15 protein-coding genes are annotated in these 24,873 nt (G+C 60.8%); 11 read left to right on the top strand and 4 right to left on the bottom strand.

Annotated elements, in window-relative coordinates; translation table 11 throughout:
* The first annotated feature begins 22 nt into the window (after window positions 1-22).
* Complete coding sequence (locus ACYZT7_RS16065; protein WP_462037346.1) at window positions 23-406, top strand: RidA family protein; 384 nt, start codon at window positions 23-25, stop codon at window positions 404-406.
* A 590-nt stretch (window positions 407-996) separates the two neighbouring features.
* Window positions 997-6,612 (top strand): putative Ig domain-containing protein, encoded by a 5,616-nt coding sequence (locus tag ACYZT7_RS16060; protein ID WP_462037345.1) that lies wholly within the window; start codon window positions 997-999, stop codon window positions 6,610-6,612.
* A 221-nt stretch (window positions 6,613-6,833) separates the two neighbouring features.
* Here the strand turns inward: ACYZT7_RS16060 and ACYZT7_RS16055 are convergent, their stop codons facing one another.
* Both ACYZT7_RS16055 and ACYZT7_RS16050 read right to left on the bottom strand, forming a co-directional pair.
* Window positions 6,834-8,204 (bottom strand): HlyD family type I secretion periplasmic adaptor subunit, encoded by a 1,371-nt coding sequence (locus ACYZT7_RS16055; RefSeq protein WP_462037344.1) that lies wholly within the window; start codon window positions 8,202-8,204, stop codon window positions 6,834-6,836.
* Entirely contained in the window at window positions 8,197-9,918 is a 1,722-nt protein-coding gene (locus ACYZT7_RS16050) for a type I secretion system permease/ATPase (RefSeq protein ID WP_462037343.1), read from the bottom strand. The genes ACYZT7_RS16055 and ACYZT7_RS16050 overlap by 8 nt, the downstream gene beginning before the upstream one ends.
* A 469-nt stretch (window positions 9,919-10,387) precedes the next feature.
* On the opposite strand from ACYZT7_RS16050, the gene gfa reads away from it, so the two are divergent.
* The 9 genes from gfa (at window position 10,388) to ACYZT7_RS16005 (ending at window position 23,095) form a co-directional block, all read left to right on the top strand.
* Window positions 10,388-10,966 (top strand): S-(hydroxymethyl)glutathione synthase, encoded by a 579-nt coding sequence (gene gfa / locus ACYZT7_RS16045; RefSeq protein ID WP_462037342.1) that lies wholly within the window; start codon window positions 10,388-10,390, stop codon window positions 10,964-10,966.
* Window positions 10,967-11,633: 667 nt separating this feature from the next.
* Window positions 11,634-12,872 (top strand): non-hydrolyzing UDP-N-acetylglucosamine 2-epimerase, encoded by a 1,239-nt coding sequence (wecB, locus tag ACYZT7_RS16040; RefSeq protein WP_462041803.1) that lies wholly within the window; start codon window positions 11,634-11,636, stop codon window positions 12,870-12,872.
* A 42-nt stretch (window positions 12,873-12,914) separates the two neighbouring features.
* Window positions 12,915-15,128: a hypothetical protein gene (locus ACYZT7_RS16035; RefSeq protein ID WP_462037341.1), complete on the top strand. Its 2,214-nt coding sequence runs from the start codon at window positions 12,915-12,917 to the stop codon at window positions 15,126-15,128.
* A 12-nt stretch (window positions 15,129-15,140) separates the two neighbouring features.
* Entirely contained in the window at window positions 15,141-17,255 is a 2,115-nt protein-coding gene (locus ACYZT7_RS16030; protein WP_462037340.1) for a glycosyl transferase family protein, read from the top strand.
* Complete coding sequence (locus tag ACYZT7_RS16025; protein ID WP_462037339.1) at window positions 17,252-19,795, top strand: NfrA family protein; 2,544 nt, start codon at window positions 17,252-17,254, stop codon at window positions 19,793-19,795. The genes ACYZT7_RS16030 and ACYZT7_RS16025 overlap by 4 nt, the downstream gene beginning before the upstream one ends.
* Before the next feature lie 8 nt (window positions 19,796-19,803).
* On the top strand, window positions 19,804-20,457 hold the full coding sequence (locus ACYZT7_RS16020) for an alginate O-acetyltransferase AlgF (protein WP_462037338.1): 654 nt from the start codon (window positions 19,804-19,806) through the stop codon (window positions 20,455-20,457).
* Window positions 20,454-21,443 (top strand): alginate O-acetyltransferase AlgX-related protein, encoded by a 990-nt coding sequence (locus ACYZT7_RS16015; RefSeq protein WP_462037337.1) that lies wholly within the window; start codon window positions 20,454-20,456, stop codon window positions 21,441-21,443. Before ACYZT7_RS16020 ends, ACYZT7_RS16015 begins: the two co-directional genes overlap by 4 nt.
* 77 nt (window positions 21,444-21,520) lie before the next feature.
* Complete coding sequence (locus ACYZT7_RS16010) at window positions 21,521-22,303, top strand: alpha-amylase family protein (protein WP_462041802.1); 783 nt, start codon at window positions 21,521-21,523, stop codon at window positions 22,301-22,303.
* Window positions 22,304-22,435: 132 nt separating this feature from the next.
* Window positions 22,436-23,095, top strand: coding sequence for an MliC family protein (locus ACYZT7_RS16005; protein ID WP_462041801.1), 660 nt, complete (start codon window positions 22,436-22,438; stop codon window positions 23,093-23,095).
* Between the two features lie 20 nt (window positions 23,096-23,115).
* Here the strand turns inward: ACYZT7_RS16005 and ACYZT7_RS16000 are convergent, their stop codons facing one another.
* Window positions 23,116-24,300 (bottom strand): patatin-like phospholipase family protein, encoded by a 1,185-nt coding sequence (locus ACYZT7_RS16000; protein ID WP_462037336.1) that lies wholly within the window; start codon window positions 24,298-24,300, stop codon window positions 23,116-23,118.
* 101 nt (window positions 24,301-24,401) lie between these two features.
* The gene (locus ACYZT7_RS15995; RefSeq protein WP_462037335.1) at window positions 24,402-24,866 is read right to left on the bottom strand and encodes a MaoC family dehydratase; all 465 of its coding nucleotides are present in this window, start codon (window positions 24,864-24,866) and stop codon (window positions 24,402-24,404) included.
* Between the last annotated feature and the right edge of the window lie 7 nt (window positions 24,867-24,873).

The raw sequence follows: 24,873 nt of genomic DNA, 5'->3' as shown, positions 1-24,873 counted from the left end.
CCGTTCATTTAGGAATACACCGATGAAATACGCCATCAAGACCGACCTGTTTGCGTCCAAAGCCCCACTTGAGTGGGCTGTCGTCGGCAACGGCACCCTCTACACCGCACAGATCCCCATCGATGCCCACGGCCAGGTGGTCGCCGGTGGCATCGAAGCCCAGGCGCACCAGACCCTGGCCAACCTGCGCCATACCTTGGAAGCTGCGGGCACGTCGCTGGATGCCGTGACCCAGGTATTGATCTACGTCACCGACCGCAGTTACCTGGCCACGGTCAATGCCATGTATACGCAGTACTTCCAGGCCCCCTACCCCAACCGCGCGGCGATCGTGGTGGCGGGACTGGCACGCGAGGAAATGCTGGTCGAGTTGGTGGTGTACGCCTGCCTGCCGCAGGCGGCTTGAAGCGCCGGTTCAGACTGCTAGTGGCAAGTACTGCTACCTTCAGGATTAATACGGCCGCATGGCGATCAGGCGGTTGTGCTGCCACTGATTGCTTGCGATAGCAGTCCTTCGCGACAGGAAGCAATCGGCCCAGAGTGTGTAAAACGCTTCGCCAAAATTGAAGTGCGCGCGTCTACGTTAAATCTGAAATTTATCGGCACGTCAGCAGATGAGGATTTCGCGTAGAAGCGCGATTTCCAGTCCGTTTTTGAGTTTGTCGCGCTGAAAAACGTTTTTACACAGCCTCGGCCAAAAGCAACCGTTCAAAGCTGTCAAATACCTTCCGCCACGAACAAACCTGTGAATGCCGTCTGAACCTCCATCTATCGCGAGCAAGTCGCTCCCACAGGGCATCGCTTGCTATCTGCGCAAGCGTCAACAAATCGTTACTTTTTTTGATACATCCTACAACCACTGATCAGTAAGTCTGGTTCTTTGACACTTCACCGATGTGCGGTCACAACTTTTGCGCTCCGCTGGGTCCTAACACGATGGCTGTCGATGGAATATTGGCATCTTTCGAGGTTTTGGCCTGATACGGAGATAAGCTCATGATTTTCAATGTACAAAATTTTGGCGCCAAAGGAGATGGCATCACAGACGACACGGCGGCGATACAAAGTGCGATTGATGCAGCGGCCGCCGCAGGCGGGGGGCAGGTGTATATGCCGACCGGAACTTATATCGTTTCGGGAGGTGAGGAACCTTCCGACGGCTGCCTGATGCTCAAGAGCAACGTCTACCTGTACGGCGACGGCATGGGCGAAACCACCGTCAAGGTGGCTGACGGCTCCGACACCAAGATCACCGGTGTCATCCGCTCGGCCTATGGCGAAGAAACCCATGACTTTGGCGTCAGCAACCTCACCATCGACGGTAACCGCGACAATACCACCGGCAAGATCGACGGTTGGTTCAACGGCTACATTCCCGGCGAAGAAGGCTATGATTCCAACGTCACCCTCGACAGCGTCGAGATCAAGGATTGCTCCGGGTACGGTTTCGACCCCCACGAGCAGACCGTCAACATGGTCATCAAGAACAGCGTGTCCCACGGCAATGGCCTGGACGGCTTCGTTGCTGACTTCCTCAGCGACAGCACCTTCGAAAACAACGTCGCCTACGACAATGACCGCCACGGTTTCAACGTCGTCACCAGTACCCACGACTTCACCCTCACCAACAACGTTGCCTACAACAATGGCGGCAATGGCATCGTGGTGCAGCGCGGCAGCGAGGACATCCCCTCCCCCAGTAACATCACCATCACCGGTGGCGAGGTGTACGGCAACGGCGCCGAAGGCGTGCTGATCAAACTGTCCAGCGACGTGACCGTCAGCGGCGTCGATATTCACGACAACGCCAGCGCCGGGATCCGCATCTACGGCAGCAACCACGTCGAGATCATCGACAACACGCTCAACAACAATTCCCTGGGCAACCCCGTACCGGAAATCATCATCCAGTCCTACGACGACACCCTGGGCGTGTCCGGCAAGTACTTCAACGGCAGCGACAACACGATCCAGGGCAACATCATCAGCGGCAGCGACCTGTCGACCTACGGTGTTGCAGAGCGCAATGAAGACGGCACCGATCGCAACGCCATCATCGGCAACACCATCAGCCACACCAGCAAGGGCGCCACGCTGGTCTATGGCGACGGCAGCTACGTCAGCGCCACGGTGCCGATGACCACCGTGCAAGGCACGGCTGGCAACGACACCCTGCTGGGCAGCGCCACCAGCGAGATTTTCTATGGCGCAGCCGGCAACGACACGATCAATGGCGGGGCCGGTGGCGACATTCTGGTGGGCGGTGCAGGCATCGACAAACTCACCGGCGGCACGGGTGCCGATACGTTCCGTTTCATCGCCCAGTCCGACAGTTACCGCAACGCAACCGCAAGCTTCGATGACACCCTTACCGACTTCGACGTCACCCAGGACAAGATCGACCTCGCCGGCCTGGGCTTCACCGGCCTGGGTAATGGCCGTGGCGGCACCTTGCAGGTCAGCTACAGCGCCAGCAACGACCGCACCTACATCAAGGACTACGATGCCGACGCCAGCGGCAATCGCTTCGAGTTGATTCTCTCGGGCAACCTGGTCAGCACCCTGACCGCCAGCAACTTCATTTTCAATCGGGTGGTCACCGGCACCAGCGGCAGCGACTCGCTGTTGGGTAGCGATTCGGCCGACACCTTGCTCGGCCTGGCGGGCAACGACAGCCTCAGTGGCGGCGCAGGCGACGACAAAATTGACGGCGGCGCCGGCATGGACACCCTCACCGGTGGCACCGGAGCGGACACTTTCGTGTTCTCCAATCGCCTGGACAGTTATCGCAACTACAACACCGGCGGCGTCAACCTTGGCGACCTGATCACCGACTTCGATGTCACCGCCGACAAGATCGACCTCTCGGCCATGGGTTTCACCGGCCTGGGGGACGGCAAAAACAACACCGTGTACCTGGTGCTCAACACGGCCGGCACCAAGACTTACATCAAAACCCTGACCGCCGACGCCAATGGCAACCGCTTTGAAGTGGCGCTGGATGGCAATTACCTCGACAAGCTGACCAGCGCCAATTTCGTCTTTTCCACTTCGCCAACAGTCAACCACGCGCCGGTGGTGGCGACAGCGTTGCTGGATCAGAACGCCACCGAAAACACCCCGTTCAGCTACGTGGTGCCGGCCACTGGTTTTACCGATCCGGATAACGACAGCCTCAGTTACACCGCCAAAATGGCCGATGGAAGCGCCCTGCCCGGTTGGCTAACCTTCGACGCCGCTACCCGTACCTTCAGCGGCACGCCCAGCGACACGGCATCGGGCACTTACTCCATACAGGTCACCGCGTCCGATAGCAGCAATGCAACCGTCAGCGACAGCTTTACCCTGGCCGTACAGGACGTACCCGCCGCACCCACTGTGATCAATGGCACGTCGAACAACGACACGCTGACGGGCACCGCTGCCAACGAACAACTGTTCGGTGGCGCCGGTAACGACACCCTGAATGGCGGCGCCGGCAACGACATTCTGGTCGGCGGCACCGGCGCGGACAAACTCACCGGCGGCGCGGGTGCCGACGTATTCCGCTACACCTCAACGCTCGACAGCTACCGCACCGGTTCCACCAGTGCCAGTGACCAGATCCTTGATTTTGACGTGGCCGCCGACAAGATCGATGTGTCTGCACTCGGCTACACAGGCCTGGGTAATGGCCTGAACGGCACGCTGCAAGTGACCTACAGCGCTTCGAGCAACCGCACCTACCTCAAGGACCTCACAGTCGACGCCAACGGCAACCGCTTCGAAGTGTCGCTGGCGGGCAACCTGGTGAACAGCCTGACGGCGAGTCATTTCGTCTTCGCCGACCAGAACACCCCCAGCAATGCAGCGCCGGTGGTGGCCATCCCCCTCCTCGACCAGAACGCCACCGAAAGCACGCCGTTCAATTACACCGTGACCCACGACAGCTTCACCGACGCCAACCAGGATGTGCTGACCTACACCGCGACCCTCGCCGACGGCAGCGCCCTGCCCGCTTGGCTGAGTTTTAACGCAACCAGCCTGACCTTCACCGGCACGCCGATCAGCACGGCGTCCGGCAATTACAACGTACTGGTCAAGGCCACCGATCCTTCAGGTGCGTCGGTCAGCGACAGCTTCGCCCTGGCGGTGGCCGATGCGCCTGCCAACACCATCACCGGCACCAACAACGCCGAAAGCCTCAACGGCACGGCAGGCGCAGACCTGATCCTCGGCCTCGGTGGCAACGACACCATCAAGGCCGGCACCGGCGCGGACATCGTCGACGGCGGCGCCGGACGCGATTCGCTGTACGGTGGCGACGGTGCCGACGCCTTCCGCTACACCAACGTACTCGACAGCTACCGCGACTACGACACTGGCGGTGTCACGGCCACCGACACGATTTATGACTTCACCGTGGGCGTCGACAAGATCAATGTTTCGGGCCTTGGCTTTCTCGGCCTCGGCGATGGCAGCAATGGCACGTTGTACATGACGCTCAACGCGGCCGGCGACAAGACCTACATCAAATCCGCCGAGGCCGACGCCGATGGCAATCGTTTCGAAATCGCCCTCAACGGCAACTACCTCAACACCCTGACCGCCAGTGATTTCGTGTTCGGCGAGCGCGCCCAGCAAGACATCCTCTACCTACCCACACTCGGCCAATCCAATGCGCGCCTGCTGCGCATGACGGAGGACGACGATCAGTCCGGCACCTCGATGCTGGTCAACGACCTGGACCGCTATACCCCCTATGACGTGCGCAGCCAGTTCACCGACGCCGATGGCAATGGCATCGACATCGCGGTGGGTGGCAGCACGGTCAATGGCCTGTCGACCCTGGGCGCCGAGCAACTCAAGTTGTGCTGGTGGCTGACCGACACCAACCAACCCGGGCCTGCGCTGTTGCGTGCCGTGGCGTTGCTGCAGGACCAGCTCACCGAACTCAAATCCATCGATAACGTCACCATGGGCATCATCTGGGGCCAGGGCGAAGAAGCCGCCCAGGAGATCGCCCGCGCCACGGACAAACCGGCGGCAGCAGCGGCCTACAAGACCGCGACCCTGAACGTGTTTGATTACCTGCATGCCCAGTTCGGCAACTTCAGCGTGTACATGATGGAAACCGGTCACTACGAGCAGGACGCGGCGCGTGCCCGTGGCTACTCGGAAGATAAGATTGCCTCGATCGTCGAGGGTGTCGGTTACGTCCGCGCCACCCAAGAGGCCATCGCCGCAGAGCGCGCCGACGTCAAGCTGGCGGTGGACTACACCGACCTGCCCTTGCGCTACGAGGTCGATCCGCTGGTGTATCCCGACGACGTCTGGCACTTGCATGAGGAATCGGCGGAAATCGTCGGCCAGCGTTTGGCCGATTACATTGCCAATGACCTTGGCTTCCAGGGCAACCCGAACGACAACAACAGCGTGCAGGCTATTTTCGACAACGCCCAGAACCAAGGCGGGATGATTTCAGGTACTGATCAAGCGGATACCCTGGTGGGCAGCTCGGGCAACGACACACTGGATGGCGACCTGGGCGCCGACACCATGACCGGTGGCGATGGCAACGACATCTACGTGGTCGATAACGCGTTCGACAGCGTGGTGGAAACCAACACCTCGACCTCGCAGATCGATACGGTGCAGGCCTCGGTCAGCTGGACGCTGGGCGCCAATCTCGAGAACCTGGTGCTCACCGGCGTGTCGGAGATCGACGGCACCGGCAATGAGCGGCGCAACTTCATCACCGGCAATGCCGCCGACAACGTGCTCGATGGTGCCGCAGGGGCCGACAGCATGAGCGGTGGCGATGGCGACGACACCTACTATGTCGACGATGCCGACGACACCGCGATCGAGACCAACAGCAATGCGGTGCCTGGAGGGATCGACAGCGTGCACAGCAGCCTGACGGCGTATACCCTCGCCAGCAACGTCGAGAATCTGTATGTCGACAGCGCTGGTGCCGCCAATGGCACGGGCAACGCGCTGGACAACACGCTGTTCGCCGGTGCCGGCAACAACGTGCTGGACGGGCGCGATGGCAATGACACGGTGTCTTTTGAGCGTGCCTTGGCGGGGGTTACCGCAAACCTCTCGACGTCCGCACAACAAAACACCGCGGGTTCGGGGCTCGACACCTTGAAACTCTTCGAAAACGTGACGGGAAGCGCCTACGCCGACAGTCTGTCGGGCAACAGCGCCGCGAACATCCTGAACGGTGGCACCGGTAACGACACGCTGGTGGGTGGTTCGGGCGATGATCGGCTGATCGGTGGTGCAGGCACCGACAACCTCACCGGTGGCACGGGCGCGGACACCTACGCGTTTGGTGCGCTGTCGGACATGGGCGTCGGGGCTTTACGCGATGTGATCAGCGGTTTCAAAACCGCCGAGGGTGATCATCTGGATTTCACCAGCCTGGACGCCAACCCGCAGACCTCCACCCTCGACGCCTTCATGTTCATCGGCAGCAACGCCTTCGACCCCACCAACGCCACCGGCCAACTGCGCTTTGCCGATGGCATCCTCTACGGCAGCGTCAACGCCGACGCCACCCCCGAGTTCGAATTCGAAGTGGTGGGCGTCAAGGAGCTGCAGGCCAGCGATTTCACAGCCTGACCTGATATGGGAGCGAGCTTGCTCGCTCCCATAAGGGATTAGCAGTGCCCGAAAAATTAAAGACCACCACAGACCGAATGTGGCGAGGGGATTTATCCCCGTTGGGCTGCGAAGCAGCCCTGACATCAGCCGTCGCGGTGTTTCAGGCTGACTTCAATTGGCTACTTTAGGGCTGCTACGCAGCCCAACGGGGATAAATCCCCTCGCCACGGCGGTCATGCTCATTCCTCTTTGAAGGCCGCAAGCAAGCGTTCACGCAAAGGTTTCATCAGGTAGTTCATCAAGGTGCGCTCCCCCGTCACCACCGTGACATCGGCGAGCATACCGGGGCGCACCAGCAGGCCGGCGGCCTGCAGCGAGGCGACGGTGTCGGCGGGAATTTCGACCTTGGCGGAAAAGTACGGCTGGTGCGTCTGTTCATTGATCAACTGGTCCGCCGACACCGTAGCCACGGTGCCAGTGACGGTCGGCGTATCCACCCGTTGCAGCGCGGTGAAATGCACATGCACTGGCAGACCCGGGCGCAACTTATTGGCCATCAGCGGCTCGAAACGCGCGGTGATCGCCATCGGCGCATCCAGCGGCACCACCTGCATCAGGGTTTGGCCGGCCTGTGCAACGCCCCCGACCGTATGAATGCTCACGTCCATGACCTGCCCGGTCACCGGCGCACGGATCGCACCGTTGTCGACTTCAAACTGCAAGGCATGAATCTGATCGGCATAACCTGCCGCCTCGGCAGAGACCTCGCTGAGCTGGGTTTCGGCATCGCGGCGAAATTCCTGCTGCGCCTGCAAGGCCTTGAGACGGCTTTCGTTGATCGCCTGGCGGGTCCTGCCGACATCGCCCACCCCGGAGGCAATCTGCCCGGCCAATTGGGCTGCGTTGCGCTCGGCCTCGAAGAGTTTGTTACGCGGTATGTAGCCTTCAAGGGCCAAATTACGCAGGCCTTCCAGCTCCTGCTGCTGGAAGCGCATCTGAGTATCGTAGTTACGCTTGACGCCTTCGTAGCCGAGCAGTTGCTGCTGCAATGCCGCGGCTTCGTGTTCGATGATCTGCAGGCGGCTGCCCAGTTCTGCGCGGCGGGTCAGAAACAACTGGCTCTGCAAGGCCATGGCGGCCTTGACCCGCGACTCGTCGGCGCGTTCCAGCAGTTCAGCGGGCCATTGGATCTCGGCTGAGCCCAGGCGCTCGGCAATCAACCGTGCCTCAACGCTGCGATCGTTGAGCAACTTGCCCAGGGTCACGTCCCGTTGCGACTGCGCCTGCACCGTATTGAGCTGCACCAGCAACTGTCCCTGGGTGACGCGGTCGCCATCACTGACCAGCAGCTTTTCCACCACCCCACCGACCAACGACTGCACAGCCTTGCGTTCGCCCGCCACCACCACGGTGCCGCTGCCCACGACACCCTGGTCGAGCGGCGCCAGGCAGGCCCAGAGCAGGAAGCCACCCAGCGTCAGGACCAGAAAACACACACCATAGCGTGCAGCTCCCCCGGCGTCGGTACTGGCGCGGGGCTGCAGTGTGGTGCCGCGCACACTCAGTCCCTGCTCGTTGTACGTTTGTGCCTCTGTGGTCAGATCACGCATCTCTGCCAGCCTCCCTGACCGCGGCCGGTCTTGGCCCCGGTCTCAATGCCTTGAGCACCCGATCCCTTGGACCGAATGCATGTTGAGTGCCGTCCTTGAGCACCAGGATGTGATCGACCACCGCCAGCACATTAGGCCGGTGGGTAATCAGCACCACGGTGCTGCCAGCAGCCTTGAGCGCATTGATGGCCTGCACCAGCGCCATCTCTCCGGCTTCATCGAGATTGGAGTTGGGCTCATCGAGCACGATCAGCGACGGGCGCCCATAGAGCGCGCGAGCCAGACCGAGGCGTTGCTTTTGTCCACCGGACAAGCCAAGCCCGCCGGGGCCCAGCGGTGTGTCGTAACCTTTGGGGAATTTCAGGATCATCTCGTGAATGCCGGCGTGACGCCCGGCGGCGATGATCTTGTCGGCGTCCTGCTCGCCGAAGCGGGCAATGTTGTCGGCCACACTGCCGTCGAACAGCTCAATGTCCTGCGGCAGGTATCCAAGGTGCGGGCCCAGGGCGTCGTGGGACCATTGACTGATCTCGGCGTCGTCCAGGCGCACCGACCCGCCCATGGCCGGCCATACCCCGACCAGCGCCCTGGCCAGCGTTGATTTACCACTGGCGCTGGGGCCGACGACGGCGAGCACATCACCTTTGGCCAGGCTGAAATTGATGCCCCGCAGGATCGGTTGCGAGGCGCCGGGCGGGCCGACATACACCTGCTCGAGGCGCACCGCGCCGGTAGGTGGTGGCAACGGCATGCGCAGGCGCTCGCGCGGATGCTGGGCAAGCAGTTGGCTCAGGCGCTGGTAGCTCTGGCGGCCGGAGTTGAATTGCTTCCACGAGCCAATGGCGATTTCCACGGGCGCCAGGGCACGCCCCAGCAGCAGCGACATCGCAATCATCATGCCCGCTGACAATTGGCCTTCAAGCACCAGCAACGCCCCCAGGCCCAGGGCCAGCGACTGTCCGGAGATGCGCACAAAACGGGTCGTCGAAGTGATACGCGCGCTGCGATCGCTGGCATGGGCCTGGGCGGCAATGATGCGTTGCTGCAGCAGGCTCCAGCGCTGGCGTAACGGCCCGAGCATGCCCAGGGCCTGGATGACTTCGGCATTCTGTAGCGTGCTGTTTACATAGATCGACGACTGCACGCCCAGGCGATTGGCTTCGCCCAGGCGCGTGCGAGTCGCCAACTCGCCCCACAGCGCCAGGCCGATCAGTACCAGCGCCAGAACCAGCGTCAGCACGCCGAACCAGGGATGAAAGATGAACGCCACCAGCACGAAGATGGGCAACCACGGCGCATCGAGCAAGGCGATCAGGCCCTGGCCGGTGATCAACTGCCGCAGCGTCGCCAGATCGGTGAGCACCTGCGCCGGGTTGGCGTTGTGCTCACGCAGGCTGCGGGCGAAGGCGGCGTCGAAAATCCGCTCGCCCAAGGCCTCGTCCAGCCCCGCGCTCATGCGAATCATCACCTCGCCGCGTGCCCACTCGATCAGGGCGCTGAACATGAACAGTCCCAGGGCGATCAAGGTGAGCATGAACAAGGTGGTTTCGTTGCGGCTGGTGAGGACCCGGTCGTACACCTGCATCATGTAGAGCGACGGCACCAGCACCAGCAGGTTGATCACGCCACTGAACAGCGCCAACGACCAGAACACACGGCGATAGCTTAATAAAGCGGCATCAATGTCATGACGCGGATCGAGAAGCAAACCCATAGAGTGTCGCTCGCAAAAGGAATAGTCGGTCGAAGACGCAATCCATCGCGAGCTTTTGCCCGAAGGCATTGGAGAAACACTAAACGTAGCCTGACGTGCCGCTATCAGAGACGAATCTCGTCGCTACAGGCGCCAATTACTGACAACGCATCCACGGGTTAGTGCCGGTTCGACGGGCTGGGTTTTCAAGTGGGTGACGGGCGGGAATGTTGCATTCATTCGGAATGGGGCACGAAATCTCATGAACATTCAACATTGCCCATCAGTCAAATGATGCATTGGAGTCCGCCCGTCCCTTCCAGATGCTCACACCGCCCCCAGTTGCCGAAGAGGGTCTAGGATGCGATGAATGGCGAGATTGAATGGGCGCCCGACGTCACTCACGCCATGCCGCTGGAGCGAATGATCTACCGGCCTGGTGCACGGCCCCAGGCACTTTCGTCTGACACCCTGAAACGGAGAAGCCAACGTGAGCACCTTGAAACTTCACCCCGCACTGGACAATGGTTTTCAACCCGCCGCCGCGAATTTCACAGGTGGCACCCTGCAATGCCTGTGCGCGACCGACAAAGTCGAGGTCAAGATCGACGCACAAACCCTGCATAACCACGCGTGTGGCTGCAGCAAATGTTGGAAACCGCAAAACGCGACATTCGCCGTCATTGCCGTAGTACCTCGGGATAAGGTCAGCGTCACTGCCCACGACGAAAAACTGTCAATTGTCGACGAAAGCGCTGCCATCCAGCGCCACGCCTGCAAGCAGTGCCACGCCCATCTCTTCGGGCGCATCGAGAACAAGGACCATGCGTTTTATGGCCTGGACTTCGTCCACACCGAGCTCTCTCCCCAGAGCGGATGGGCTGCGCCGAGCTTCGCAGCGTTCGTGTCCTCCATCATCGAAACCGGCACACCTCCAGCGCAAATGAAGGCCATCCGTGAGCGCCTGCGCTCGATCGGCCTGGAGCCCTATGACTGCCTGTCCCCGGACTTGATGGACGCACTGGCGACTCATGTCGCCAAACAGAAAGGCCTGCTCCCCACCGCTTGATTGATTGGCTGCCGCGGTTTCTTCGCCGGACCGCGGTCAAGGCCAGTCCCCGCGTAAAATCAGCGCATGCGGCCCATCCCATTCGGCGAAAATTTGGCGGCAAAACAGTGTCATTACAGACTGAGGAGATATCAATAATTAAAGGGGGAGCGAAAGTTCATTATTACTTCACAAAAAATACTTAATTAATCACGACAATATACAGGCGTCATTTCAGTGACTATTATAAGCCTCACTCTAGAAAGCCAGCCCGCCAACATGCAAACCGCGACTATTATAACAAATGAATAATTCATTCGCGCCGACGAATGGATATATGATTGTATAATACCTATAAAAATCAACGTGTTATGACTTACATAATAATAAAATCAAACTTTATAAAAAATACAAAAAACTAGACGAGACCGGAAGCAAACATAAAAGTTTCAAACTTCGATCATTAAAAAAATAACGCATATAACACTTTAAAACATTCACTATCGATGCTAATAATCCGGCCGGTTCCGGGCTTATGGCGTCGCACCCCCCTCACAATGAAGTGAACATCTGATCTCACGCTGATTGCCCCGGTCTTTACTAAATTCAAATAACGCTGCCGCGCTTAAGTTCAATAAAACTTGAGCCGCTGTTGTGCTGCGCACTAAAACTGCGCAAGGAAGACATCATCGCTCGCCATCATTCAAGGGTTAAAACCCTTTCGATCTTCGGTACCCGTCCAGAAGCCATCAAGATGGCGCCTTTAGTCAAAGCCCTCGCTGCGGAACCTGGCATTCATTCGCAGATATGCATTACCGGCCAACATCAAAGCATGCTTAAACAGGTGCTGGATCTGTTCGACCTCAAGGCCGATTACACCCTCGATGTGATGACGCCGCACCAGTCGCTCAACTCGTTGACTGCGGCGCTTTACGGGGCGATTGACCCCGTGCTGGAAATGACCCGCCCGGACCGGGTGCTGGTGCATGGCGACACCACTTCGGCCATGGTTGCCTCAATGGCTGCGTTCCATCGACGCATTCCGGTCGGTCATGTTGAGGCCGGGCTGCGAACCGGTGATATCTACAGCCCGTGGCCGGAAGAAATGAACCGCCGCTGCATCGACCTAGGTGCGGACATGTTGTTTGCGCCGACCCACGAGTCGCGCCAGAACCTGCTCGACGAACGCCTCCAAGGTCGCGCCTTCGTGACCGGCAATACGGTGATCGACGCGTTGCAGATGACGGCGCGGCGCATTGAGCAAGACGCTGACCTGCGTGCAAGCCTGGACCGGCAGTTCTCGTTCCTGCAAACCGGCCGCAAGGTTCTGCTGGTGACCGGGCATCGCCGGGAAAACTTCGGCGAAGGATTCCTGGATATCTGCAAGGCCTTGAGCCATCTGGCGCGGCGCGCTGATATCCAGATCGTCTATCCGGTGCATTTGAACCCCAACGTCCTGGGCCCGGTCACCAAGCAGCTGGGCGATCTGCCGAACGTGCACCTGATCAATCCGCTGGACTACTTGGCCTTCGTGCGCCTGATGCAACGTGCGCATGTGATCCTCACCGACTCCGGTGGCGTGCAGGAAGAAGCGCCCTCCCTGGGCAAGCCGGTGCTGGTCATGCGTGATGTGACCGAGCGCCCCGAAGCTGTCGCGGCGGGCACTGTGCGTCTGGTCGGCACCTCGCCGGACTCGATCATCGCTGGCGTCAACGCATTGTTCGATGACGACCTGCTGTGGCGTCGCTGCTCTCAGGCTGCCAACCCTTACGGCGATGGCAAGGCCAGTGCGCGCATCGTCGATGCCCTGATGGGGCGCCCAGTCGATGATTTCGTCGTGGCCGGACAGCCCTTGCCCAAGTTCCTGCACTACCCGTCAGCGGTGCCTGTGCCCGAGAAAAATTACCCGGCTTTTACTTCGAAATAAACCAAACCGCTCCTCCCCCTTATCAGCTTGAGATCTACCTGAATGAAGTCTTCCGTTGCCATCCATACGGGTGCGCTCAGCGCCCTTGCCTGTGGCGTGAGCCTGCTCGCGCTCATGCCGACCTTTGCCTTGGCCGCGGACAGCCCGCTCACCCAGGCGATCAACCGGCTCAACGCCGACACCCGACAAGAGCGTGAGATTCGCTTGAGCGATCTGGGGATCGATGCACCGATCATCCTCGGCTCCACCGACGCCCGACGCGACCTGTATCTGCCGGTACCGGCGGGTGTGCCGCTGACGGAAGCCACCCTGAATTTCGACGCCAGCTACCTCAATGGCGAAGGTGGACGCAACACGCTGTTGCTGTCGCTGGACGGCTATCCGGTACGCGCCGAAGGGCTCAGCGAAGCCCAAGGTGATGCCAGCGCCACACTGGGCGTGGACAAGAAAGCGCGTGACAGCGGCTCGCTACGCCTGGGGATTGCCTGGTCGTCGATCGTGTCCCGCGTGTTGTGCGAAGACGAACGCGCCATCGGCAACGTGTTGCGTATCGAACCGGACACTCGCCTCAATTACAGCTATGACGCCAGCCAGTTACAGGACGTCGGTGCTGCATGGACGGCGCTGCCCGGTAAACCGGGAATCATGGTCGCGCCGGGCACCTTGTCCGCCGACAGCTACGATGCGGCCTGGCGTCTCGGTGTCGCACTGGAGCGGATTGGCAAGCACAGCCGCGTTCTGCCCTTCCCCGCCGTACAAGACACTGTCGACCTGACCAGCCTGCGCATCCCGGCCGAACTGCAGACTATTCCAGCGTTCGCCAGCCTTAACGGCAAAGGCTCGCACGTTCTGGCGAACCCGGCGCAAATCGGTGCGCTGTTGATGTTGGGGCAGACGCCGAACGTCCAGGCGGACCTGGCAATCAACGACCCGCAACTGCTCAAAGCCGTGAATGAATCGCTGGACGCGCTGCAGAGCCAGATCCAGGGTCTCGACGCAACGGCAGCCAACGCCTTCACGCAATGGCGTGAGCGGCATATCAATGCAGGTCTGGCCGCCACCGGTACCGACAACGTACGTCTGGCATTGCTGGGCACACGTCCGGTGTTGATGATCGCGCCGCAAGCGACCGGCAAGGCATTGGCCCTGTTCAGCTCGGCCTGGAACACCCTCGCACGCAGCCGCCAATTGACGGTCAGCGAAGCACAGATGCCATTGAGCGCCGACGGCCGTGTGGCCTTGTCACGCCTGGGCGGTAACCCCGGCGCCATTGACGTGCTGGCCAAATCCGACTGGAGCACCTCGTTCCCTCTGGGCAGCGTGGCTTACGACGGTCGCCTGCCGGTGAAGGCGGTGGTCGATGTGTCGGCCGCCCCCGGTGCCTCTGACACCGCGCCGGTGGCCTCGCTGTTTCTCAACGATTACCTGATTGGCGCGCAACAGCTCGTGGCCAACGGTGAACAGCAACGCATCGAAGCACGTATCCCGCGTTACGCCCTGGGTTCGAAGAACGTACTGCGCGTGTCGTTCCAGCGTCAGCCGGTCAGCGATCGTTGCCTGGAAACGCCACAGGCCTTCCCGGTCTCGGTGTTGCCGACCAGCCACATCGTGCTGGAAAAAACCGCGCTGGATGATGACTTCTCCGGCATGGCTGCGCGCTTTGCCATGGACACGCAAATCCTCGTGCCGCAGGCCTACCTCGAGCATCCGGCGAGCAGCTTGCCGCAGGTGATTTCGGTGGCTGACGCCGCCGGTGTTTCGCCGCTGCGGGCGCAACTGAACGTCAGCGCCGACCCAAAGGTTTCGGTCACGCCGGACAAAGCCTTCCTCGCCTTCGAGCTGCCGATCAAGGACAGCAAGGAATCGGTGCAGGTCGATGATCAGGGTCGCTTGCGCATCAATCACAAGGATCAGATGTTGTTGGACATCCATCCCCTCAACCACCTGGCCTCGTTGCAAGTGGTGGATGCCGGCGGCCAGCATGGTCTGGTCTATCGCGCCCTGGGCAATGACGCGCCACGCTTCGCCAAACAGATTCTGCTGACCCGCGGCGATGTGGCCATCCTCGGTGACAACGGTGCACTGACCACCTTCGACACCCAGGACCCAAGTGGCAGCCAATTGATCGACAACGAAGAACCCAAGGGCCTGGACGCCTGGCGCAAGCCGTCGCTGTTGTGGCTGATTCCGAGTGGCATCCTGTTGCTCCTCATCCTGTTGCTGGCTGGCCGTAGCGCCCGTCGCAATCGCCAGTAACGGAACCTTTCGATGACGTCGCTTTATTGGCCCTATTGGCTGGCCCACTACTACAGTTTCCTGGAGATCTCGACCATCGTGGTCGCGGTGCTGATCCTGATCTCCAGCCTGGACGATCTGTTCATTGACCTGTGGTACTGGTCTCGCCGCCTGTTTCGCAAGTTCACCGTGGATCGCAAATACCGGCCGCTGACCGCCGAGCAACTGATGGCCCGGGATGAACAGCCGTTGGCGATCATGGTCCCGGCCTGGCTGGAATATGACGTCATCGCACCGATGATCGAGAACATGGTGTCGACCCTGGACTACCAGAACTATGTGGTCTTCGTCGGCACCTACATCAATGACCAACGCACCATCGATGAAGTGGAACGCATGCGTCGGCGCTACAAGCAGCTGCATCGCGTGGAAGTCCCGCATGCCGGGCCGACCTGCAAGGCCGACTGCCTGAACTGGGTGATCCAGGCGATCTTCCTGCACGAGAAAACCCACGGCATGACCTTCGCTGGCGTCGTATTGCACGACAGCGAAGACGTACTGCACCCGATGGAATTGCGCCTGTTCAACTACTTGCTGCCGCGCAAGGACATGATCCAGTTGCCCGTGGTTTCGCTGGAGCGCAACTGGTACGAATGGGTGGCCGGCACCTACATGGACGAATTCGCCGAATGGCATGGCAAGGATTTGGTGGTGCGTGAAAGCATGACCGACACGGTGCCGTCTGCCGGGGTCGGTACCTGTTTCTCCCATCGTGCCCTGCGCGTGCTGGCCGGGGAAACCCAGAACCAGCCGTTTAACACTGACAGCCTCACCGAGGATTACGACGTCGGCGCCCGCCTGGCCAAGGTCGGCATGAACGCAATCTTCGTACGCTTCCCGGTGCAGTTTCGCGTGTTGCGTAAATCATGGTTTCGCAAACCTTACGAATCGACCCTGAAGATGCCGTTGTGCGTGCGGGAATTCTTTCCCGACACCTTCCGTACCGCGTTCCGCCAGAAAGCCCGCTGGACGCTGGGCATTGGCCTGCAAGGCTGGGAGCAAATGGGCTGGAACGGTTCGCTGGCCAATCGTTATCTGCTGTTTCGTGACCGCAAAGGCGTGGTGACGGCCTTCGTCAGCATCATCGCCTACGTGATTCTGGTGCAGTTGCTGGGCCTGATCATCCTGCGCCAGAGTGGCCTGTGGGACGTGAGTTTCCCGACACCGTTTGAAACCAATGGCTTTATCCAAACCCTGCTACTGGCCAACGGTATCGCGCTGGCCTGGCGTATCGCCCACCGCTGCTATTTCACCACCGTGCTGTACGGCTGGCAGCATGGTTTGCTGTCCATCCCGCGCATGGTGGTGGGCAACTTCGTCAACTTCATGGCCGCATCACGCGCCTGGCGCATGTTCCTGGTCGGCAAGGCGCTGAACCGCAAACTGGTGTGGGACAAGACCATGCACGACTTCCCGTCCACGGACCTGGTGGCTGCCGCACCGCGCAAACTGGGCAGCGTGTTGCTGTCCTGGCAGGCGATCAACGATGCTGATCTGCAAAGCGCCCTCGCCGAACAGAAAACCCGGCACATGCCTCTGGGGCGGATTTTGCTCAGCAACGGCTGGCTGGACGACGAGACGCTGGCTGAAGCCATCGCCTTCCAGAACGATCTGCCACGGGTGTTCGATGTGGCCGCCAAGGCACGGGACTCGATCCTGACGCTGGACGATGAGTTCGCCCTGCGTTGGCGCGTGGTGCCGCTTGGTTTGAATGCCGACGGCCGCGCGCAAGTCGCCGTCGCCAGCCCTCTGCCGGCCGAAGGTCTGCAACAGGTCAGCGATGAACTGGGCAGCGAACCGGTGCAGCTGATTGCCCGTGAAAGCGAAATCGTCGCGCAATTGCGTCAACTGAACGTGCGTGAGGGCCAATCCGTGCCGGATGCCCGTGCGCCGCTGCTGGGCGACCTCTTGATCGAAATGGGGCTGCTGGATCGCGACGTGTTCAGCCGCTCCATGTTGCAGTACCGCCCGCAGCATCACGGACGCATTGGCGACTATCTGGTCGACAGCGGCGTGCTGCCCCGCTCCACCATCGAAAAGGCCGTGGCGCGTCAGCACAGCCACTACCCTGCGGAGCTTGCGACATGAACCGCCCCTTCCTGACCCTCATGGCCACGGGGCTAAGCCTGTTACCTGGCCTTGTTCATGCCGAGACGCTGCCCCTGCCGTTGACCGGCCCGGCCTATGAAACGGCCAACGAGGCGTACAGCGCGTACGAGCGTAAAGACTACGACCTGGCCATCGCCAAGGCCCGTGAAGCGTTGCGTCAGCGCGCCGACATCACCCGTTTGAACACCCTGATTGTGCTGGCTCAGCGCGACAAGGACCTGCGTGATCATCCCAAACGCTACCCCCAGTCGCGTCAGGCCCCTGGCTTCGGCGCCGCGGCACAGGCCTTCAAGGCCTACGATCGCGATGACTTCGGCGCGGCTGCCCAAGCGGCACGCAAAGCCATCGCTCAGGCGCCCAAACGCGTGGATTATCGATTGCTGCTGATCGAGTCCTTGCAGCGCCAACAGCACTTGCAGGAAGCGGATCAAGCTACCACCCAGGCACTGGCCGTGTTCCCTGACGACGATACGTTGTTGATGCGTCGCGAAGCGATTCGTCGTCAACTGGCGGCGCCGCTGGCGGTTCAGGGCTATCGCGCCCTGGAGCAAGGCGATGCGACCCTCGCCGTTGACCAGGCTCGAAAAGCCGTCGCCCTGGCCCCGGAAATCGGCGCCAATCAGCAATTGCTGATCAGTGCCCTGCTCGCGGCCCGCGATTACCAAGGCGCCGAGCTGGCGGCGTCAGGCGCGTTGGCTCAGGACGATGGAGAAATCGCACCGTGGATTCTGCATAGCTACGCCCTTGATCGTCAGGGTAAGACTCAGGCCGCCCAGGCTGATCTGAATCAAGCTTTGGCCATCGATGGCCTGCTGGAAGCGGAAATTCGTGACATTCGTTTCTTCGCCGCGGACGCCGCACTGGCCCGTGGCGAGCCTCAGCAGGCGCTCGATCATCTGCAGCCACTGGTCGACGATGAAGGCCGCGAAGTGGCCCGCCGACGTACCGCCGCCCGAATGGCGCTGCGGCAGAAAAACAACGGCTTGAACGCCATTGCCCCTTTTCCGGCACCGGCCTTGAATTGTCAGGAAACCGCCTTCGGCCTGGTCTGTGACATTTGGCCTGGCAATCAGCGTGATGCCGGAACCGACAAAGCCGCTCAGGCCTACGCGGCCCTGGCCGGCAAGGACCCCGCGTCCGCGGTGGTGCTGGCGAACGAGGCGATTGCCCGGGCGCCACAGAATCCGGCGTACCGACGCCTGCTGGTCAGCGCCTTGAGCGAGCAGAAGCGCGTGCCCGAAGCCATCGCGGCGGCCAGTGACGGTCTCAGGCTCAATGGCGATGACGCGCGGCTGCTGGCCCAGCGTGGTCGTTTGCGCCAGCAATCGGGTGACGATGCCGGGGCACGCAAGGACTTCACCCAAGCCCTGGCCCTCGGCAGCCTGCCCGCTTACGAAGAGGCCAGTCTGTATGCCGCCATCGGCCAGCGCAGAACCGCGCGCGAACGGCTGCAACAAGCGCGGGACACGGGCGAACTGGAATCAATGAGTGACCTGCAGATCGCTTATTTGTCGGTCCAGGCCGGTGACGATGACGGCGCCCTCGGCTCGTTCCGCAGGGCTGATGCCGACACCCGGCTCACACCGTCGGCCACTCAGGATGCGGCCTACACCGCAATGCGTGCCAACGAAGACCAGCAAACCGTAGGCTACTTCGAGCGCGTCATCGACGCGCAGCATGCCGGTGAACTGGACATGTCCGCGCAGCAGCTGTTCGACACCCGCCGTGCGGTGGGCGATGTCTCGCGCAGAATGGGCTTGACCAGCACCACCAGTTATCGTGGCAACAGTTCCAGTAGTGGTCTGAGCTCCGCGCCGAGCAGCGGCAGTAGCAGCAATGACAGCCTGCAAAACAGCACCGAACTGTCCTGGCGTCCTCTGGGCTATCGCAACGCACGCTTCGTCGAACTCTATGGCCGTGTCACCGACACGCTCTGGAGCAAGAACGACGATTCGGACACCGGTTTCGATGCGCTGCAAGGCGCCGTGGGTGTACGGGTCAAACCCTTCACCGCTCTGAACGTGATGGCCGCCGTCGAGCGCACATTCCCCTTGGGATCGTCGGACGTTGACGGCGACTGGCTGCTGCGTTTGGGTTACGGCTCAAGCGTCGGCACCGACCTGCGCGTCGATGCCTCCAGCTGGTGGACCTCGCAGTTGTTCGCGGAAGCGGGTCATTACGTCAACGACTCGCGCAACTACTTCAACAGCGAATGGCAGGTCGGTCGCAGCTATGCGATCGGTGGCGCTGGCTCGCGCTGGGTGAGCTTCCCGCATGTCGTGGCCGCGTTCGACTATGACTCGAAGATGAACAGCGGCACCGATGCCGACGGCAGTTCGGAGTCATCATCCGGCAAGGCCGGCGGGGTGGGTATCGGTAACAACGTCCGGTACTGGTTCCGCGAAGACGCGTACAACGCGCCCCGTTCCTACGTCGATTTTTCCCTGCAGTACCGCGTAAAGGTGCTGGGCGATGACCGTGCCGAAGGCGTGTTTGCTCGCCTGACCTATTCCTACTGAGGACTTACATGAACGTTCGAATCTGTGTGTGGCTGGGTCTTGGCCTGCTCTCGACAGGCGCACAAGCCGCCCCGGAAATCGCCCAGCTGTACGCGCCAAAATTGCCCGAAGGCTCCGCGTATGTGCGGGTGGTCAATCCGGCCGACACCGCGATGCAGGTCCAGGTGGGCCAAAGCGCAAGCTTTAGCCTTTCCGCCCGGAGCACGGTGGCCAGCCCCTTCCAGGTCGTGAACTCGCGGCAGCCGCTCAAGCTGACCGTCAATGGTCGCGAGATAACAGGCCTGAGCGCACCGAAAAGTGCGTGGGTGACCCTGATTCTGGACAGCGACCCGGCACGGGCGCCACGCCTGGTCATCGACCCGCCGCTGCGCGGTAAAGACCTGCGCGCCGAACTCAACGTTTATAACCTGAGCAGCGGTTGCGAAAAGGCTGAGGTCAAACTGGCTAATGGCGCCCCAGTATTCAACCAGCTGCCGTTCAATGGACAAGCCCAGCGCACGATCAACCCGGTGCAGGCAACGCTCATTGCCAGCTGCAATGCAAACGTCAGCCTGCCGATGAAGCTGGCGCCCTTCAAGGCCGGCGATCGCTATAGCCTGTTCCTGATCGGCTCCCGCCAGGCTCCACGCCTGATCGGCCTTGTCGACCAGACCGCCCCATGACCCTTCAATTCAAACCCGAACGGTTTATCCGTCGATTGTCGATGCCCGCCATGTTCGCCGGCCTGTTGGCGAGCCTGTCAGGCACCGGCGTTCAAGCGGCCTCGGCGGTGATCACCGGCAACGGCGGCTGGTTATTCCCTGCCTGGGAAAGCCTGAACAAGGTCGACAACACCGGCATTGCCCGCAACATTGCGCTGGTCAAAGAACTCCAGGAGCAACTTGAACGCGAACACATTGGGCTGGTCGTGCTGGTGGTGCCGATGAAAGCGCCCTTTTACGCTCAGCGTCTTCCTGCCGATCAGCCCTTGAGCGCGGCCGTGATGCAGCGCTATGACCACCTGCAAAACGACCTGACACAAGCAGGTCTGACCACGCTGAACATCAAGCCGATCCTGCAACGGACCGAGCAAGGCAAACAGACCGCGTTTTACCGCGCCGACTACCACTGGACAGCCTGGAGCACCGAAAACACCGCCGACGCCACGGCTCAACTCATTACCGAGCGCTACCGCCTGCGAGGTGACCCCGGTGGTGGCTCGGTGCTGGGCCAATGGTTCGACAGGCGCGCGTTCGGCGACCTGGCCAGTAATTTCCTGCCAGCGATCAAGCGCAAGGTGATTGGTCGCGACATCTACACCGTTCGCCATCAGGTAGAGAAAGACTTGCTGATCGATGACACGCCGGCGCCGGTTCAGGTGATCGGCAACAGCTTTGTCCAGCCTTACCTGGGTTTTACGCAGAAGCTCTCAAATGCCCTGGACCGTCCCGTCGCACTGACATGGAACCCCGGCGACGTCGGTCCGTGGGCTACGCTGCTGCAATACTTGGAGTCGGCGGATTTTGCCGAACACAAGCCACAAGTGATTGTCTGGCAATTCAACGAGGGCCAGTTCCACCTTGGCCCTGACGCGGCAGCCAACTGGAACGCAAAAGGCGTCACCTCGCTGAGCCAATGGCATCAACGCATCAAAAAGGCACTGCCGTGAAAATCTTCGGCTACACCGCCAGTCGCGCGACCGTTGTTGCTCTGTTGCTTGCCGTCACCGTCGGGGCAGGTACCGGCATGCTCTACGTGACGAAGACCAAGGCCCTGGACCCGGGGATTGTTGGCATCGTCTGGCAGCCGGACAACAAGACCGTCGGAATCAGCGGACCCTGGGAAAAACTGGGAGCGCGTGAGCTGCTGGTCCAATGGACCGTCGTGGACGATCAGGCATTCGTTCCCGGTACCGGCCTGCCCGCCGTACCGGTCCTGCCCGATTGGGCGCGCATAGCCAAGGCACCCTGGGCGCAGGATGTCATCCTTGGGCTGGCAGGTTATTTCAGCGAGAACCGCTCACGGGACAACATCGAGGAACTGGCCAAGGTCTCGGAACGAATCGCCAAATTGCCTACGCCGTTACACGTGACTGGATGGTATTTCCCGGCCGAAGTCGACCCCAGCTGGACCCGCGCCAAAGAGCTGCCCGCCCTGTTGGCCAAGCTGCCGCGACCGTTATGGATCAGCGTTTATGATGGCGCCAATATCGGCCCCGTCGCCACGGCCGAATGGCTCAAGCAATGGCTGCCGGACGACATCGGTGTGTTCTTCCAGGACGGCGTCGGCGTCTACGCCCGCACCGCACCGGTCGCCCGAACCTACGCCGACGCCATGCGCCAGCGTCTGGGCAAAGAGCGTGTGCGGATCATCGTCGAAGCCTTCCGCCCCAACTTCGGCGGCGGCTTCCGCTCCGCGACCGCTGCCGAGCTCAAACCGCAGCTGGCAGCCTATGACGGTTATCCGCTCTACCTGTTCGACGGGCCGCACTACGTGACGCCGGAGTTGGTCGAGGAATTGCTGCGATAAAGCGAAATCGTGGCAAGTTTTGAACGCTGACTTACACTGCGATACACCCAATGCGAATGAATAACTGTTCAACGGACCGATATGTCTCACGGCAATCCGGGCATCACACGTAATGACTTGGGTGTAGCCAACATGAAAACGGTCACGGCCCTTTTCACCTGTCTGCTCGCTGCCAGCGTGTGCGCGGCGACGAGCACCTGCGCAAATGCTGCGTCGTTCGTGACCAGCTTCGACTGCTCCACGGCAAGGGCATCCGTCGAAAAGCTTATCTGTCGCGATCCGCAACTGGCGCAGATGGATATCGAACTGACGCGTCTTTATCGCCTGGCGCTCACCGATGAACATTCAGTACCGCGTCCAGACAAAGTCATGATCGACCAGCAGTTCTGGATCGACACCCGCAATCAGTGTGGCTCCGGGCCTGCGCCCAAGGCGTGCACGATCCGGAGTTATGCCGAGCGCGCGCACCAGCTACGCCAAGGCTCGGCCATTGTGAGAACCAAGGATCCAGACCGACTTACCGAAGGCCCCCTGGCTTTTCGTTGTACTGGGTTTGACGTGCTGATTGCTGCCACCTTCTTTACCACGCAGCCGGGTGTCGTGTACCTGAAATGGGCGAACACCTCGATCACCCTGAGCCAGGTGCCGAGTGATTCGGGAACCCAATACACTGGCAAGGATTACCAGGGGAACTACCGGTTCTGGCAAGACGGCAACCTGGCCCTTTTCCAGAAGCCGGGCTCAGGAGAAATGAGTTGTACGGCCGAGCCGGACTTAACTGATCGGCATTAGGCAATAGCGCCGGTCCTCTCTCACGTATTCGGCGATTTATGCCACGGATAGCCTTTCGCGCTGAGTTGAAAGGCGTAATCGAATAAGCGCTTCATGTACTCGCCATCGAATTTATGATTGCGAGAAATATCAAAATCGGCGCCGATGTACGCCAGATTGAAGTCCGCTCCATCCTGCTGCGCAATTCGGTAAATACGATCCAGATCGCTGATCCCCTGAGTCTGGATCAATGTGCTGATGGCGCGACCGCCGATGCTCAAGGTACGGCGCTTGGTTCCGGACCACTGCGGTTCCAGTTTCCCGTTACGAATGACATAGAAATGACGGTCCCGGCGTATACGCGCTCCGGTCACGCTGTTCAGCGCCATCACAGTGCCCGGCGGGTAAAGGAACACCTGAGTGAGGACGCCTCCATCCACGTGCATTTCCTGAAACTGTTTGCCGTCGACCTCCACGTCGATCATGACCGGTGAGACGGCGCCGGGAATACTCATCGACGCGACCATGATGTTGCGAAACAGGTGGAGCGCTCCCGGTGCTTCGCTTGCGGCAATAGCGCCCATGTTCCAGGTGACGGGCCGCCCGGCATCAAGGTCGGTGGTGCCGATCATCAGCAGTCGTCCTTTGGCGTATTGCGCGGCGATGGCCGCAAGCACGTCGGCGGTGATGTACTTGGCAATGAGGCGCGCCAGTGGCTTGCTGTCCGCTATACCGTCGCTGGCCAAGCGGGTCAGCACACTTCGCGAATGGAAAACGTCTTTTGGACCGATTGCCTTGCAGATCCCCAGAATGACAGCATCATACTCAGGCCCCAGGTAAGCGAACGGGGCGACCAGGGCACCCGCGCTGATGCCGGTAACGACCTTGAACGCAGGTCGGGTCCCATGCAGGGTCCACCCCGCAATGATGCCCGCCGCGAAGGTGCCGGCGTCGCCGCCCCCCGAAATGGCCAGGTAATAGCCCCGTGGCAGCATGTCGGTCGGCAACTCTGAGTCGGCGAGCGCCTCGACCTCTCGAGCGTTGGCCAAAGTCGCGTCCCGAATAAACAGCGTCAGGTCCTGGTCCAGCCAGTAGCGCGCACTCGGGATGCCAGGGATGACCGCTTGTTCCGTTAGCGCTTGCGGTACCGCGTCACGGCGTTGCAGGCACCTTTCACGCAACATGTTCAGCGTTGAGGCACTGGGCCTGAGCAGAAATGGTTTCACAACGCCTCCTCCGGTCCCTGCAATCGACAAAGAACGCGCTCAACTTACTGGGTGAGGGGCCTCAGCCATCATGCGCGCGCCACCTACCCATGACTACGCTCTCAGTCAGGTGGCGGTCGTCTGAACACCAGCAATTTTGCGGTTGCGCGCTGCACCACCTTGTCGTTCTGATTGCGGGTCTCCATGAGCATGGTCACCACGCCCCGGTCCGGCTTGGTGGCGGACGGTTCGATGGCCTGCACAGTGGTTTTGAGCAGTAACAGGTCATCGGGGTACGTCGGCGTCGGCCAGCTCAACTCGATGCCCAGGCCGATGATCCCGTCCGCTAGCGGTACGCTGGCAACCAGCAGTTTCATGGTCAACGCCGCCGTGTTCCAGCCACTGGCGGCCAGCGCACCGAACAGGCTCAAGCCGGCGGCCTCGGGATCAAGGTGAAAAGGTTGCGGATCGTACGCTTGAGCAAAGGCCAACATCGCCGCTCGTTCGACTCGAACGGTGTCGCTTTCGAACACCTGACCCAGGCTCAGGTCATCGAGGTAGAGTTTTTCCCAGGCATGGATGGTCATGATTCAA

The sequence above is a fragment of the Pseudomonas sp. RT4P38 genome (assembly GCF_054897765.1).
This window is presented reverse-complemented; position numbering and strand designations above follow the sequence as displayed.